The organism is Aliibacillus thermotolerans (genome assembly GCF_027853235.1).
In the GTDB taxonomy this organism is placed as follows: Bacteria; Bacillota; Bacilli; order Bacillales; family Marinococcaceae; genus Aliibacillus; species Aliibacillus thermotolerans.
Genome location: NZ_WKJG01000049.1, coordinates 1 through 13,706, shown reverse-complemented (window position 1 = coordinate 13,706; position 13,706 = coordinate 1). Strand labels below are relative to the sequence as shown.

21 protein-coding genes and 1 pseudogene are annotated in these 13,706 nt (G+C 41.5%); 3 read left to right on the top strand and 19 right to left on the bottom strand.

Annotation, left to right across the window (positions count from 1 at the left end; translation table 11 throughout):
- Positions 1 to 167: 167 nt before the first annotated feature.
- The 15 genes and pseudogenes from GJS40_RS08490 to GJS40_RS08420 form a co-directional block, all read right to left on the bottom strand.
- Positions 168 to 552 (bottom strand): annotated as a pseudogene (locus GJS40_RS08490) (DUF302 domain-containing protein).
- 141 nt (positions 553 to 693) lie between these two features.
- Positions 694 to 1,476: a sulfite exporter TauE/SafE family protein gene (locus tag GJS40_RS08485; RefSeq protein ID WP_270897446.1), complete on the bottom strand. Its 783-nt coding sequence runs from the start codon at positions 1,474 to 1,476 to the stop codon at positions 694 to 696.
- A gap of 60 nt (positions 1,477 to 1,536) precedes the next feature.
- Positions 1,537 to 1,764 carry a sulfurtransferase TusA family protein gene (locus GJS40_RS08480; RefSeq protein ID WP_108897626.1) on the bottom strand — a complete coding sequence of 76 codons (228 nt, stop codon included), beginning with the start codon at positions 1,762 to 1,764 and terminating at the stop codon, positions 1,537 to 1,539.
- A gap of 15 nt (positions 1,765 to 1,779) precedes the next feature.
- Positions 1,780 to 2,898, bottom strand: coding sequence for an MBL fold metallo-hydrolase (locus GJS40_RS08475; protein WP_270897445.1), 1,119 nt, complete (start codon positions 2,896 to 2,898; stop codon positions 1,780 to 1,782).
- Positions 2,865 to 3,434, bottom strand: a complete 570-nt coding sequence (locus GJS40_RS08470; protein ID WP_270897444.1) for a sulfurtransferase TusA family protein — start codon at positions 3,432 to 3,434, stop codon at positions 2,865 to 2,867. Before GJS40_RS08470 ends, GJS40_RS08475 begins: the two co-directional genes overlap by 34 nt.
- 21 nt (positions 3,435 to 3,455) lie before the next feature.
- Positions 3,456 to 3,752 carry a rhodanese-like domain-containing protein gene (locus GJS40_RS08465; RefSeq protein ID WP_270897443.1) on the bottom strand — a complete coding sequence of 99 codons (297 nt, stop codon included), beginning with the start codon at positions 3,750 to 3,752 and terminating at the stop codon, positions 3,456 to 3,458.
- Between the two features lie 15 nt (positions 3,753 to 3,767).
- Positions 3,768 to 4,133 carry a rhodanese-like domain-containing protein gene (locus tag GJS40_RS08460; RefSeq protein WP_094245782.1) on the bottom strand — a complete coding sequence of 122 codons (366 nt, stop codon included), beginning with the start codon at positions 4,131 to 4,133 and terminating at the stop codon, positions 3,768 to 3,770.
- Between the two features lie 16 nt (positions 4,134 to 4,149).
- Positions 4,150 to 4,632 (bottom strand): DsrE/DsrF/DrsH-like family protein, encoded by a 483-nt coding sequence (locus GJS40_RS08455; RefSeq protein WP_270897442.1) that lies wholly within the window; start codon positions 4,630 to 4,632, stop codon positions 4,150 to 4,152.
- 50 nt (positions 4,633 to 4,682) lie between these two features.
- Positions 4,683 to 4,910, bottom strand: a complete 228-nt coding sequence (locus GJS40_RS08450; RefSeq protein ID WP_108897621.1) for a sulfurtransferase TusA family protein — start codon at positions 4,908 to 4,910, stop codon at positions 4,683 to 4,685.
- A gap of 100 nt (positions 4,911 to 5,010) precedes the next feature.
- Entirely contained in the window at positions 5,011 to 5,271 is a 261-nt protein-coding gene (locus GJS40_RS08445; protein ID WP_270897441.1) for a metal-sensitive transcriptional regulator, read from the bottom strand.
- Positions 5,238 to 5,636, bottom strand: a complete 399-nt coding sequence (locus GJS40_RS08440) for a rhodanese-like domain-containing protein (RefSeq protein WP_270897440.1) — start codon at positions 5,634 to 5,636, stop codon at positions 5,238 to 5,240. The genes GJS40_RS08445 and GJS40_RS08440 overlap by 34 nt, the downstream gene beginning before the upstream one ends.
- A gap of 89 nt (positions 5,637 to 5,725) precedes the next feature.
- On the bottom strand, positions 5,726 to 6,292 hold the full coding sequence (locus GJS40_RS08435) for a class I SAM-dependent methyltransferase (RefSeq protein WP_270897447.1): 567 nt from the start codon (positions 6,290 to 6,292) through the stop codon (positions 5,726 to 5,728).
- A gap of 188 nt (positions 6,293 to 6,480) precedes the next feature.
- Complete coding sequence (locus tag GJS40_RS08430; protein ID WP_270897439.1) at positions 6,481 to 7,608, bottom strand: MBL fold metallo-hydrolase; 1,128 nt, start codon at positions 7,606 to 7,608, stop codon at positions 6,481 to 6,483.
- A gap of 99 nt (positions 7,609 to 7,707) precedes the next feature.
- A complete protein-coding gene (locus GJS40_RS08425) occupies positions 7,708 to 7,932 on the bottom strand; it encodes a glutaredoxin family protein (RefSeq protein ID WP_270897438.1) in 225 nt (74 codons plus the stop codon).
- A 20-nt stretch (positions 7,933 to 7,952) separates the two neighbouring features.
- Positions 7,953 to 8,342: a DsrE/DsrF/DrsH-like family protein gene (locus tag GJS40_RS08420; RefSeq protein WP_108897616.1), complete on the bottom strand. Its 390-nt coding sequence runs from the start codon at positions 8,340 to 8,342 to the stop codon at positions 7,953 to 7,955.
- Between the two features lie 780 nt (positions 8,343 to 9,122).
- On the opposite strand from GJS40_RS08420, the gene GJS40_RS08415 reads away from it, so the two are divergent.
- The 3 genes from GJS40_RS08415 to GJS40_RS08405 all read left to right on the top strand — a co-directional run bounded on the left by GJS40_RS08415 (position 9,123) and on the right by GJS40_RS08405 (position 10,530).
- Positions 9,123 to 9,335, top strand: a complete 213-nt coding sequence (locus tag GJS40_RS08415; protein WP_270897437.1) for a LysM peptidoglycan-binding domain-containing protein — start codon at positions 9,123 to 9,125, stop codon at positions 9,333 to 9,335.
- A gap of 187 nt (positions 9,336 to 9,522) precedes the next feature.
- Positions 9,523 to 9,669: a hypothetical protein gene (locus GJS40_RS08410; RefSeq protein ID WP_270897436.1), complete on the top strand. Its 147-nt coding sequence runs from the start codon at positions 9,523 to 9,525 to the stop codon at positions 9,667 to 9,669.
- 9 nt (positions 9,670 to 9,678) lie between these two features.
- Entirely contained in the window at positions 9,679 to 10,530 is an 852-nt protein-coding gene (locus tag GJS40_RS08405; RefSeq protein ID WP_270897435.1) for a glycosyl hydrolase family 18 protein, read from the top strand.
- Positions 10,531 to 10,554: 24 nt separating this feature from the next.
- Here the strand turns inward: GJS40_RS08405 and GJS40_RS08400 are convergent, their stop codons facing one another.
- From GJS40_RS08400 to GJS40_RS08385, 4 genes are read right to left on the bottom strand one after another with little or no spacing between them, the layout of a single operon-like run.
- On the bottom strand, positions 10,555 to 11,670 hold the full coding sequence (locus tag GJS40_RS08400; protein ID WP_270897434.1) for a sensor histidine kinase: 1,116 nt from the start codon (positions 11,668 to 11,670) through the stop codon (positions 10,555 to 10,557).
- The gene (locus GJS40_RS08395) at positions 11,657 to 12,340 is read right to left on the bottom strand and encodes a response regulator transcription factor (RefSeq protein ID WP_270897433.1); all 684 of its coding nucleotides are present in this window, start codon (positions 12,338 to 12,340) and stop codon (positions 11,657 to 11,659) included. Before GJS40_RS08395 ends, GJS40_RS08400 begins: the two co-directional genes overlap by 14 nt.
- A 27-nt stretch (positions 12,341 to 12,367) precedes the next feature.
- Positions 12,368 to 12,907, bottom strand: coding sequence for a TlpA disulfide reductase family protein (locus GJS40_RS08390; protein ID WP_333723906.1), 540 nt, complete (start codon positions 12,905 to 12,907; stop codon positions 12,368 to 12,370).
- Positions 12,908 to 12,938: 31 nt separating this feature from the next.
- Positions 12,939 to 13,373: a cytochrome c biogenesis CcdA family protein gene (locus GJS40_RS08385; protein ID WP_456298384.1), complete on the bottom strand. Its 435-nt coding sequence runs from the start codon at positions 13,371 to 13,373 to the stop codon at positions 12,939 to 12,941.
- Positions 13,374 to 13,706 lie beyond the last annotated feature (333 nt).

The window sequence follows — 13,706 nt, the reverse complement described above, 5'->3', positions numbered from 1 at the left end:
CAAGGACAAGCAGCTACCGCTGTGGCTCTGTGTTTAACCTAGAGATAGAAGTTTTATCAACTAAAATAAGCAGGCTAACTTTTCTACCGGAAATAGGGTTATTTACACAAAATTATTGACACACCCCTGCTATTCATGGCAGCAATTTTTCAATGCCCGTTTTGACGTCATCGGCATTGATTGATATACGATATAAACCGTTGTTCAATATCCTCGGCTAACTTGTTCAGTTCCGGATCATCCATCATGCCGACCAGCATCGTTGGTTTAGGCATTCCGATTTTGGTTATTCCGTTCTCTTTATAGACGACGATTTTGCACGGTAAAAAATAACCGGCGGATATGTTTTTCGACAGCACCCGCGCCGCCTCCTGCGGATTGCATACTTCCAAAATGACCATCGGGATCGAAAAACCAACCCCTTTTTCCTGCAATTTATCCGTGACACTAAACTGCCACAAAACCCCGAAACCTTCTTTTTTTCAAGATCTCTTCCAGCTGCTCGATCGCCTCGTTCATTTCCTTTTGTACTTCGACCGTATAATGGAACATATTCGTTTAACCACCTTTCTTCATCATATAGCAGGCATCAGTCAGCTTAGTTATATGCAGAGCAAAAACTTAGTATTCAGTAGGCAAAGAATCTTCAATTATAGTGCACCGCGCTGCGGTTGCTTTATCTAAAGAATTCATCTACAAAATATCGACCCAAATTTTCACCGCCGTTGCCAAAATTAAAACGGCTAAAATGACTTGGAGTACTTTTGTATTCATTTTTTGTCCTGCTTTTGCCCCTAGCGGCGAGGCAATCAAACTGGCAACCACCATAATGAGGGCAGGGATGTAATCGACCTGACCAGTGGTGATTTTGCCAAATGTCGAGCCAATGGAAGAAATAAAGGTGACAGCCAATGAAGTGGCAATCGTCATTCTAGTAGGTATTTTCAGAATCACGAGCATCACAGGAACGAGAAGGAACGCCCCCGCCGCCCCGACAATCCCGGAGCCAATTCCGATCAGAAATGCCAATGCGGCGGCCAACCATTTGTTAAAGATCACTTTGTCCAACGGAATATCATCAATCCCTTTTTTCGGTACAAAGATTATGATGGCTGCCAAAGCCGCCAAAATACCGTAAACGACGTTAATCGTTCCTTCGCTCATCAGTTTGGAGCCGTAGCCGCCGATGAAACTGCCGATTAAAATACTAATCCCCATATAAAGAATTAACGTTTTATTTAAATAACCGCCTTTTCGATATGCCCATACACCACCAATCGTGGCGAAAAAAACTTGCACGGCGCTAATGCCCGATACTTCATGGGCGCTAAACGCGGCAAGACCAAATAGCGGTGGAAGATAGAGAAGCATTGGATATTTAATAATGGACCCGCCAATGCCAACCATTCCAGAAATGAATGAACCGATAAAACCTATGAGAAAAATCACGATGATGAAATTCAGCGTCACTTCCATCAACACGTCACTCCTTTTGACGTTGTGAAAAATAGGGGGCACTTAATGTCCCCCGAATGATTATTTTCTTTTTATCCAAAATTTCCATACACCGTTTTCTTCTTTATAATCGACTAACTCATGACCGCTTACGTTTATCCAAGCGGTTAGATCATTTTTTGCTCCTTGATCCGTTGTTTCGATTTCAAGTATTTGGCCGGGCGGTAAGTCATCGATAGCCTTTTTTGCTTTCACAACGATCATGGCACAAGATAATCCTTTTGTATCTATGATCTTATTTGCATTCATTTTCTCACTCCTCAATTAACGAGTATGATGCAGCGCACAACGGTTTGGGCCGATTTCGAGTTCTTGCTGCTGTTCGATGTCGACCGCTTTTAGCCCGCGGTTAATCGCTACGATATCTTCAAAGTTTGGCGGTGTCTCTGTATTCGCGTTTTGAACGACAATATCGATAAATTCTTGTTTTTGCTTATACCGCATCATGTCGTTGCGGGCGCGAATGTTACCTAATGTATCGCCGATATATCCCGCTTTGCTCATTTCTTCATCCAAATTAGCGTAATGGGCAGGCAGAACGATTACATCATCCGCAATCGCGGCTACTTTTTCGTATACCGTGTCATACAAATCCGCGACCCATTCCGCCGCTTTTCCGCCTAAATCCGGGCGTCCGAGTCCGCCGACAAAAATTGTATCTCCAGAGAAAAGCAATTGATTATTCACGAAGAAGGAAACACTTCCCGGCGTATGCCCTGGCGTTTTCACCGCTAATACTTCTAATTGCACTTGCGCAAAATCAATGCGGTCATGTTTTTCCAGCGGTTCGAAATCAAACACCGCTCCTTCGCTTTTCATCAAATAGTATGTCGCTCCTGTCCGTTCCGCTAGCGCTTTTCCGCCGGAAATATGGTCGGCGTGCAAGTGGGAATCGACGATATGCGTAATCGCTACTCCTTCTTCTTTTGCGACTTGTTCATATACATCAATAAACCGCGACGGGTCCACGACAAGCGCTTCTTTTCCGGAAATCACCATATAAGAGAGACATCCTTTTCCGACACGAATGAATTGATATACTTTCATCTTGTCATCTTCATATACTTTTGCTTTATGAAGATGTTCACTCCACGCTTTCATGCCGCCAACGAGCGTATAAATATTGTCAAATCCTGCTTCTACTAATTGTTCTGCAACAAACGTCGCTGAACCGCCTTTGGCACAAACGACGACAACCTCTTTTTCTTTTGGAAGGCGGTCGATTACCGAATTGACACCATCAATCAACTCAAAGTATGGAACATTAATATATTCAAAGTTCTCCCCTTCAATTTTCCAATCATGAAAATCGCTTTCGTTACGTACGTCAAATTTAAAAAACCGCTCAATCAGGATTGAGCTGTATCGAGCGGCCCGTTCCATTGGGACATGCCTGGAACAACATTCCATACATTAGTAAATCCTTTTTCTGTTAATTTTTGTGCCGCTAAATCGCTGCGCGTGCCAGTACGGCAAACAACATAAATCGTTTTATCCTTCGGCAACTCATTAATGCGATCTTCTAATTCTCCAAGCGGAATCGACAAGGCGCCAGGAATATGGCCAAATGCATATTCTGCTGGTTCGCGCACGTCTAAAATCAAAGCAGATGGATCGTCCATTTGATTGTGCAATTCTTCATTCGAAACGACATTTGGAAATTTCGTTTCTTTCTTCGTCTCACTGTCAGTTGCTTTACGGATATAATGCTTTAACACCCCATATTCTTCAATCGTCCCGAGATATTGGTGTCCTGTGCTTTCGGCCCATGCTTTGATATCCGCCTTCGAACCTTTATCCGTCGCCTGCACTTCGAGCACTTGCCCCGGTTCAAGATCATTGATCGCTTTTTTCGTTTTTACGATCGGCATCGGGCAAGATAATCCTTTCGCATCGACTGTCAAATTCACTTGAATCACGCTACATTCCTCCTTCACTAATTACTCGACCGGCCCTTCCCACGCTAACATGCCGCCAGTCATATTGACAACGCGATATCCATGTTTTTCAAGAAGTTCTGCCGCCCGTCCGCTTCGCCCGCCGGAACGGCAGACAAGAATATACTCTTTATTTTTATCAAGCTCATCCATTCGGAATTCAATGAGCCCAAGCGGAATATGCATAGCCCCTGGGATTTTTCCAGCCGCGACTTCATCCGCTTCACGCACATCGACAATATTCAGCGGCTTTCCCTCACGAAGCAACGTTTCCACTTCTTTTGCTGTGATCGTCTTCATCTCGTTCCCCCTCCTTTACACCCATGCATTGATTCCGCCTTTCACATTTGTCACATGTCGGAAACCCATTTTCTTTAATAGTTTGCTCGCTTTCATGCTTCGCATACCACTTTGGCAAATGACGATTACTTCTTTTTCTTTTGACAGCTCATGTACCCGAGAAGGAAGTTCATTCAGTGGGATATTTTTAAATCCCGGCAAATGGTGAGCTCGAAACTCCATCGGTGTGCGGACGTCAACATATTGCACATCTTTTTTCCGCAGTTGCTGCTTCAGTTCCGTCGGGGTGATCATCCGCACTCCCTTCGGCGGCAACACTCTGCTTGTGATAAACCATATAATGAGAATGAATAAAACGATGTTAACAATTGTTTGGACCATGTTGATGTCCCCTCATTTAAATAAACAAATTTACATTTCCTTCAGAAGCATCGGCTAAATACGCGGCCACTCCTGCAAATTCAATTCCATCAATCAGTTCTTCCGGCTTCAATCCTAAAAGATCGACTGTCATTTGACAGGCTACGAGCTTCATCCCTTGCTCTTTCGCCATGTCAATGAGTTGCGGAAGGGGCATGGCATTGTGTTTTTTGATGACATGTTTAATCAATTTCGGGCCGATGCCCGCAAAATTCATTCGCGACAAGCCCATGCGGTCGGCGCCGCGAGGCATCATTTTCGCAAACATTTTTTCTAAAAATCCTTTTTGGACTGGAGCGTGGGCGTCTTTACGCAATGCGTTCAGCCCCCAGAACGTATGGAAAATCGTTACATCATGATCGTAAGCAGCGGCGCCGTTGGCGATGATGTACGCCGCCATTGCCTTATCGTAATCGCCGCTAAACAAAATGATTGTCGTTTTTTTCTTTTGTTGCGACATCTTTCGTCCCCCTCCATGAATCATATGCAAGTGTACAGTAAGCGATCGTATTATCCTTTTTCGATCCAGAAAGTTAGAATGCCATTTTCTTCTTTAATATCGATCACTTTATGGCCGCTTGCCTGCGCCCACGCCGGCAAGTCGCTTTTTGCCCCTTTATCGGTTGTTTGGACTTCCAATACTTGACCAGACGTTAATTCATCCATCGCTTTTTTTGCTTTAACGACCGGCATCGGGCAAGACAATCCTTTCGCATCCAATACTTTTGCTACATTCATTTTTGATAACCTCCTTGATTTACTATTACTCCTATGGGTATATTAATTATTAATAAAAAGAGTGTTGTCAACACCTTTTATACTTGTTGACGCGACGATTTTAGCGACTTTTTATGAGCAATTCCACTGCTTCTTTCACAAGATGATCCGTTTTCTCGCCTTTTCCCAAACTTTCACGAAGACAATGTTCCAAATTAGAGCTGGCGATCACCGCAATGGCGCGATCAATCGCATTGCGCGCTGCCGACAGTTGGGCAACGACGCTTTTACAATCTTCTCCTTGCTCCATCATACCAAGAACCCCTTTAATTTGTCCTTCGATTCGTTTTAAGCGGTTTTTGATTTCTTTATTGTACTCCATTTTTTAGTATGGCTCCTTTCCTGGCAACGACAGACGGCCAAGGAGTAACTTTGGACATTATAACCGTAGCGGCGCAACCAACGGATACCTAAATTTTTTTCCACGGAATCCTTAGCAATGACATGCAACGATTGCCGTGGAATAAGGAAAACATGTCGTTTCAAATACGCCAAAGGAATATTCAATGTCCCTTTAAGGCCGTCCTGACTTACTTCATTATAATCACGAAGATCGACCTTAATCAAGTGTTTGGGCACATCAGCTGACTGGATGCATCGAATTCTCCCCACTGGATAATACCGACGGTAAACAGCCAGCAACAATATCCCTAATACTAATAATAGTAACCAAATGATTTTATCCACCCGTTTTACCGCCTCCTTATTACGATTGTATTATATACCCTTATAGGTATATAATCAACAGAAATATTTTCATTTTAATCCGCTACTACTCAATAGTGGATTAAAACTCCATATATTGCCGGATGAAAACGAATGAACTCTACCTGGCTCGTTTTCGTTTTCAAATAAGCAAGCAAGTTACTTGAAGCGATTCGTTCGTGCACAGGCGGTCCCATTTCACTGTTAATCACTTCCCATTCAATGAACAAAAACTGTCCGTTTGGCTTCATAATGCGGCGAATTTCATCCATCACAGCATCTTTTGGCTCAACCTCATGAAACACGAATGCCATTAAACCTTTATCAATAGAATGAGATGGAAGGGCAGTAGAGCTGACATCCGCGACCTGATACTCAATATTAGTAATCGCCATTTGTTCCGCGCGCTGTTTTAGCAGTTGGATCATTTCCGGTTGTACATCGACAGCATGTACTTTCTCATTTGTTTCCTTAGCAAGCGGTATGGTAAAATAGCCGTTCCCTGCTCCAAGATCAGCGATCACATCGTCCCGTTGAACAGATAAGACAGAAATCACTTGTTCGGGAGAAATCCATTCCTTTCGTTTTGGATCGAGCAGTTTTTCCGCTTTTTCATAATGAAAACGATGTCCAGCTATATGTTCACCTTCCTGCTATTGTGTCTTGCCCTTGCATTAAATCATATCAAAAGCAAGGTGAAAACGAAAGATCGCGAACGTTATACAACGATCCAAAGTGAGACGGCTTTAAAAAATAGAGGGCTCGATGCAACTGCATACCAAGCCCCCTTTTCTTTTTAGCTGCTATATGCTATGAAACGGCTCGGTTATCGTACAGCGCAACGGTTCGGCCCTATTTCCATTTCCCGTTGCTGTTCTTCGTCCGGAGAAAGTTTGCCCATGTTCGTTTGCCGAATTTCTTTGTACGCGTTCGGCTGCGGCGGCAAGTTCTCTGTCACCGTTTTTCGGAATTCTTCCTCGCTTCCAATATTTAAACCATGATTTTGCTTATAGAGAACGCCTAACGCCTCTGCCACACTTCCATCCTCGTTCATTTCATTCGGTCCCATATAGTGCGCTGGCAAAACAACCCAGTCATCAGCGAGTTGTTTATAGCGTTTATATAACGTTTGACGCAAATCACTGACCCAGTCTTGTACCTTCCCAGCCAAATCTGGGCGGCCGATCGAGTCAATGAACAAAATATCCCCTGTTAATAAATATTGATCATCAACAATAAACGACGTGCTCCCGATCGTATGCCCCGGCGAATACAACGCCTTGATCACCACGTTGCCAACTTGGATGCGATCCCCATCTTGAATCGGCGTGTAAGAAAACGTCACTTCTTCCGCATCTTTCGGTGGCAAATAGTACGTCGCTCCAAGTTGTTCGGCCAGCTTGCGGCCTCCAGAAATATGATCAGCATGCAGATGGGTGTCAATCACATGCTTAATGGTAATACCGTGTTCTTTCACAAACCGAACGTATACATCTGTCATGCGGTTTGTATCAATGAGCGCCCCTTCGCCGTTGGACTCGACAAGATAAGATAAGCACCCTTTGCCAAGGCGAACGAATTGATAGAGCGTGCCACCACTTTTCAACTCTCCAATTTTAACTGGTTCTAAATGCTCGCTCCACGCTTTCATGCCGCCTTCAATCGAGTAAACGTTTTGATATCCGGCTTGCTCGAGCTGTTCCGCCACAAACTCCGACGAACCGCCTTTTGCACAAACCGAATAAATCGTCGTGTTTTTATCTTTCGGCAGGCGATCTAAAAACGGCTCCACCCCATCGAGAATTTCAAAATATGGGATATTGACGACCTCTACGTTTTTTCCCTCAATTCTCCAATTAGCAAACTCTTCTGCATTGCGGGCATCAACGATAAACATTTTTTCGCCGCGAATAATTTTATTGGCCACTTCTTTAACTGAAATGATTTTTGCCATCGACTATACCCTCCCTCTAAAAAGATGAATGATCAAAATGCCGTATCCTCTTGGCGGTGTCAAAGACTATTTTTGGGACAAAATCTCTTTTTATCGATTCTATAATTGCATAATTGTTTCCTGGTCAAACCCGAGCACCCATTGCTCGTCAATTTTCGTTTGTGGCACGCCTATTTGCCCAGTTGTTGCAACTAACTTGCGCGCTGCCGCTGGATCTAGTTGAACATTCACCTCAGTAAACGGAATGCCTTGCTCGCGCAAGAAATTTTTTAACATCACGCAATACGGACACGTCGTTGTCGTATAGACAGTGACTTTCTTCATTCTCATTCATCTCCTAATGATCAAAACGCTAATGTAATATCGGCGTCTTTCGCAAATTGCAGAAATGTGGCCGCTCCAGCGACTTCAATTCCATCAACAAACTGTTCTTTCTCAAGCCCCATCACGTCCATCGTCATTTGGCAGGCGATCAACTTCACGCCCATTTCTTGCGCCATTTGGAGAAGTTCTTCAATTGACGGAACCTTCGCTTTTTGGAATCCTTGTTGGAAGTGTTCTTTTCCCGCTGGGATCGGAAGTTGTTTGTGCGCCTCTTTATGGATTAAATTCAATCCTTCAAACGTGAAAAATACTCCCACTTCCGCCTCGACAGCCGCCGCAGCCGTCGCGATATTGAATACTTTGTACGCATCAAACAAACCACCATTTGCAGCAATAATAGCTACTTTCATAATTGATGCCTCCTTATTTTTTCGTTTATATTTTGGATTAAAAAAATTTCCCTATACACGGGTACATTATTATCCGTGTATCCATACACATATACACATATAAATTACATATACGTGTATATGTATATTTTATATTACTTAACTTCTCTCCATCTGTCAACACATTTTCCTTATTGATTTTTATCATACCCTCTCATGCCCTATTGCCATGTTTTAATCTATCCAAAACATCAACACAACTGACAATATCCTGACCGCCTGTTTATTGCAAAATTAAAGTGGTTCTTACGTTCTTTTGGTGAAAAGTCGACATAATTGAGAATAAGAAGCTAAAAATTCTACACACTATTTTTCTCAATTAGTTCCTCCCTATCACCAAGATTGCGTAAGAACCATTAAAGTACAGAAATGTGCAAAATTTTTATGCAATGGTTATGCTGAGAGGCTTTACATGGAGGGGCAGCCATGGTAACATGTTTGGGTTTGCCAAGTCTGTTGCAGTTGGCCGCTTTGCAAAAGAATCATGGTTGTAGAGGCTCCATGTCAAGCCCCCAATAGCGAGAATTCAGATTGAATTTTTATACGATATAAACAAATTTATATACTGAAATGCTCTGCACTTTTTTCTTAAAAAACAACCGCCGCATAGAAAAATAAAAATCGTTTTCACCACTCTAGAACATAGGTTTTGAAAGTTATACTGCGATATAGGAGAATATACATTCACAAATGGCACAAATTATATCCTAGGAAACAATTCTGAAGGGAGGTTTTATTCAAATGAACAAAATTGTTCTAGCCACTATAATTTTATGTTTAGCCATTATCCAATTCCACACTCAGGCCTTTGCCCAGTCCACAAGCAGCTCTTTTATCATCCATGAAGTCAAAGCAGGGGAACCGTTATGGAAAATCGCCAACAAATACAATCAAACCGTAAGCAGTATTCAAAAAATGAACGATCTTTCTACCGATCAAATTGTGCCTGGATAGTCTCTTCTTATTCCAGGAACAACATATACGATTTCTCGAGGAAAATCATTGTGGACGATTGCAAACCGCCATTCTCTTTCGGTTTGGCAATTAGCTCGGTTCAATGGTATTAAAGACCCTTCCGTAGTAAGAAGCAAAGATCTACATTCCGCAATATAAAAAACACCGTATTATGACAGGTGCTTATATGGTGCCGAAAAATAAAGAATCTGATCAATCGCTACTACGTAATTATCGCCCCTTGGTCAGTCAAATCGGTGTATTCGAATATCATCCGGATTGGAATGGAAATTTAAGTTCATTGCAAGCAATAACGGACATTACTGAAGGATGAAAGCAACATATGGTACCAGTAGCCGTTATTACCAACCTAAGTGCAAAGGGATTTGATCATCAATTAGCACACCATATTTTGAATAATCCATCCTTAAGAAAAAAATTAATCAATAATATCGAACGGTTACTCCGATACAATGATTTCAAAGGGGTAAATATTGATTTTGAGGAAGTACGTTCCGAAGATAGGACAGCACTGAATCTGTTTATGAAAGAACTAGCTAATAAATTGCGACCGTCTGGATTCACTGTTTTCATTTCTGTGCCTCCTAAACAAGGAGATCGGTATCCATCTCATTTTGCGGGGTATGATTATGCGGCGTTAGGAAAAGTTGTCGATTATATGTTTCTCATGACGTATGATTGGCACTGCTTTGGAGGGCCTCCTGGACCGATCGCACCCATTAATCAAGTGCGCGCTACTTTAAATTATGCAGTAAATACCGTTCCGAAGCAGAAACTATTTTTAGGTATTGCTATGTATGCTTATGATTGGATCTATTTGCGAAACGGCGCGACAAAAGGAACATCCCATTCACAAAATGAAGCTGTAAAACTTGCCATGGATCACGGGTCGTCAATTATATACGATCCCTCATCAAAATCGCCATACTTTTTCTATACAGATAAAAAAGGAAATAAACATGTGGTATGGTTTGAGGATGCCCGGAGCATTATTGCGAAATATCGATTAATTTCTCAATATGGCATTAGAGGAATGGGGGGATGGAAATTGGGGCTTCCGTTTCCTCAAGCAGAAGCAATGTTGAGGCAAATATTTTGGGTTGAAAACCGTAAATATGTCCTCTCCCACTTGCCAAAGAGCGGGAGGGGATCTTATCTTTTGTTTTATGCATGATCAAAAAACAGACAGAAGCTAATTTCAATTACTGCTGTCCAATTTTCTAGAAGCTAACGGTATCGTAAACCAAAACGAATGTGTATTCCCTTCAGAATACATTCCTACTTCTCCCATATGACGTTCGATAATCTTTTTCACAATCGATAGCCCCAACCCCGTTCCGCCGGTATTTCTACTTCTTGCTGAATCTACTCGATAGAATCGTTCAAATAACCATTCTCTTTTCTCTTCAGGAATCGGTTCTCCTTCTCCTTGCACCGTCACCTTGTACATTCCTTCCTCTTTTCTGCCATAAATACAAATATCCCCATCTCCTATCTTATATTGAATAGCATTTTGTATTAAGTTGTTCATTACTTGCTTCAGGCCATCCCGGTCAACGAGAACTTGTGCCTCTTCGATGCAAACGATATAGGAGATGCCGCGCTGCTCCAAATCTAACTGAAACAATTTTACACACTCTTCTATGAACGGCTTTATATCCACTTTATCTTTTAGCTCAAAATGATGTAAATGTTTGTACTCCCACTCTGTTAATTGATCGAGTTGATTGACCATGCGCGTTAATCGCGCAGATTCCTCGTAAAGTGATTGAAACAATGATTCATCTCCTTTTAATACGCCTTGGCTTAATCCTTCTAGATATCCATTTAGATTGGTCAAAGGCGTGCGTAACTCATGAGCCATATCACTAATCATATTTTTTCTTGCTTCTTCTATCTTTTTTAAACGGATAATCAACTGATTAAAGTTCTTCGTCAGTTCGCCAATTTCGTCTTTCGAAGCCACTTCGAGAAGCTGAGGATACTGACCGCTAGTTAATTTTTTAGTTGATTGGACGAGTTTCTGAAGCGGAGCCACGACTTTCCTTGTTAAATAATAATGCAAAACAACCGCGACAATTACTGCGATGATGCTCGTACGAATTAAATAATATTCCATGGTACTGTTAAAAAAGGCTTTCCTTGCTTCTCCAACCATATTAAATTGATTCACTAAAAAGCAAGCAAAGTCATTAACGGAAACACCTGTCAACCAAATAACGCTGCCAATGACTAACACATTAATCGCGATTAATTTCCAAAAAATTCGGGAATATAGTTTTTCTTGCAAAGTTTTTAATTTAAGACGCAACAAATTTATACCCCATTCCTCGAACCGTTTGAATCCATTTTGGCTGCGAAGGGTTATCTTCTAATTTTTCCCTCAATTTTCCTATATGCACATCAATAGTACGCTCCATCACCCATTTTTCTCCATTTGGATACAACTGTTCTAACAACTGTTCCCGGGAAAGAATTTGATTAGGATGTTGCATGAAAAAGTGAAGAAGGCGAAATTCAGATTGAGTAAGGTGAATTTGCCGTCCATGCAACCAAACTTCTCCCCTGCACAGCTTAATAGTTAATCCGTTATAAGAAATTTTATTGCATCGTTGTTCTGTTCGTCGCAACACGGCTTCCACACGGGCTACAAGCTCTCTGGGGCTAAACGGCTTTATTACATAATCGTCTGCTCCCGCCTGTAACCCAGCAACACGATCTTCCTCCCGTATTTTAGCTGTTAACATAATGATTGGAACATCATGTTTCCAGTCCTGACGAATTTGTTTGCATAGCTCTATTCCATTCATTTTAGGAAGCATGAGATCCAGAATAATTAAACAAGGGGAACACTTTAAAAACATATCCATTCCCATTTCTCCATTTCCCGCTTCCCATACTTCATATCCTTCTTTTTCTAAATATATTTTTACTAATTGCCTAATTTTCGCTTCGTCTTCGACAACTAGAATTGGAGTGCTCATGTCCATCTCCTCCCTAAAAAACGGAGTTTATTCCATGGAAGCAATTTTCTCTACCATCCAATCATAGCTCATCGGTCCTGTAATCTTTTCGCGTATGATTCCTTTCGAATCAATAAGATAACTCGTCGGAATGGCTTGAGCTTGATACTTCTCAGACACTTCCCCCATTTCATCAAGAACTACAGTAAACGTAATTCCATAGTCCTTTAAAAAACGAGCAACGTCTTCTTTGTTTTTTTCGGCTTGTGTCAAGTTTACCGCTAATATTTCAACCCCCTCATCTTTGTATTTCTCATAAAATTTTTGCATATCCGGCATCTCTGCACGACAAGGTGGACACCACGTCGCCCACATATTGACAATTACTTTTTTTCCTCGAAAGTCAGACAGCGCAACCGTTTGGCCATCTAATGTTTGTAGTTTAAAGTCTGGTGCACGGTTTCCCTTATTAATTCCTTCCACATAGGAAGAACTATTATTATCTATAGATGAAGATGATTTTCCCTTAAAGGCTGTATCATAGACAGTCCAGCCCAATAAGCCGAACAATATGATAATTGCTATCACTTTTTTCAAAAAAAACACCCCTTTTCAATCCTTAGTACGAAAAGACGGAATAACTCGATAATAAAGCACTTATTTTTTGCATCTGTCCCGTATATAGAAGAACCCCGAGTAAAACCATGACCCACCCGTTTATTACTGATAACGCCGGCAGCCATTTGTTAACATTTTTAACTATTCTTAAAGAACGCGTAATAGCGAGTGAAATGATAAGAAATGGAATTCCTAATCCTAAGGAATAAAACCAGAGCAAGAACATTCCAATGTACATCGTTTCTGTCGATCCAGCCAAAAGCAAAATGGAGGATAAAGTCAAACCAACACAAGGAGTCCAGCCAGTGGCAAACGCCATACCGACAATCATAGAATTAAATATATTTTCTGTTTTCTCTTTACGGAGACTCCATCTCTTTTCACGCATGAAAAACCGAAATTTAAATATTCCAGCCATCTGTAGACCAAAGACTATGATTAATAAGCCGCTAATTTTTTCAATGAATGTGCGGTATTCATCATTACATTAGATAATGCCATCAATACATTAACACGGAATACCCATATGTTTGGCCTTTATGCATGGATGTATGAACAAGAATCTCAAAACACGAGTAATCGTGTGAAAGAGACATTAAAAACTCGAGCAAAAAATGGAATTTTTAAAGGATCAAACCCTCCTGTTTAGTGCAAAATAAAAGTGCAGAGCTTTGCAAAGGAAAAATGCAGAGTACTGCACTAATTTTGTGCCAAAAATAAAAAAGACTTGCCAGCCACCCCAAGTCCCCACTACATTAATTGTGTCCAG

Bases quoted from the DNA above. Each gene is read 5' to 3' on its own strand.
- GJS40_RS08475 (WP_270897445.1), bottom strand. From the start codon at position 2,898: ATGGAACGGGCCGCTCGATACAGCTCAATCCTGATTGAGCGGTTTTTT.
- GJS40_RS08450 (WP_108897621.1), bottom strand. From the start codon at position 4,910: ATGAATGTAGCAAAAGTATTGGATGCGAAAGGATTGTCTTGCCCGATG.
- GJS40_RS08395 (WP_270897433.1), bottom strand. From the start codon at position 12,340: ATGAGCACTCCAATTCTAGTTGTCGAAGACGAAGCGAAAATTAGGCAA.
- GJS40_RS08465 (WP_270897443.1), bottom strand. From the start codon at position 3,752: ATGAAGACGATCACAGCAAAAGAAGTGGAAACGTTGCTTCGTGAGGGA.
- GJS40_RS08425 (WP_270897438.1), bottom strand. From the start codon at position 7,932: ATGAAGAAAGTCACTGTCTATACGACAACGACGTGTCCGTATTGCGTG.
- GJS40_RS08420 (WP_108897616.1), bottom strand. From the start codon at position 8,342: ATGAAAGTAGCTATTATTGCTGCAAATGGTGGTTTGTTTGATGCGTAC.
- GJS40_RS08460 (WP_094245782.1), bottom strand. From the start codon at position 4,133: ATGGTCCAAACAATTGTTAACATCGTTTTATTCATTCTCATTATATGG.
- GJS40_RS08455 (WP_270897442.1), bottom strand. From the start codon at position 4,632: ATGTCGCAACAAAAGAAAAAAACGACAATCATTTTGTTTAGCGGCGAT.
- GJS40_RS08415 (WP_270897437.1), top strand. From the start codon at position 9,123: ATGAACAAAATTGTTCTAGCCACTATAATTTTATGTTTAGCCATTATC.
- GJS40_RS08430 (WP_270897439.1), bottom strand. From the start codon at position 7,608: ATGGCAAAAATCATTTCAGTTAAAGAAGTGGCCAATAAAATTATTCGC.
- GJS40_RS08445 (WP_270897441.1), bottom strand. From the start codon at position 5,271: ATGGAGTACAATAAAGAAATCAAAAACCGCTTAAAACGAATCGAAGGA.
- GJS40_RS08405 (WP_270897435.1), top strand. From the start codon at position 9,679: ATGGTACCAGTAGCCGTTATTACCAACCTAAGTGCAAAGGGATTTGAT.
- GJS40_RS08485 (WP_270897446.1), bottom strand. From the start codon at position 1,476: ATGGAAGTGACGCTGAATTTCATCATCGTGATTTTTCTCATAGGTTTT.
- GJS40_RS08480 (WP_108897626.1), bottom strand. From the start codon at position 1,764: ATGAATGCAAATAAGATCATAGATACAAAAGGATTATCTTGTGCCATG.
- GJS40_RS08410 (WP_270897436.1), top strand. From the start codon at position 9,523: ATGGTGCCGAAAAATAAAGAATCTGATCAATCGCTACTACGTAATTAT.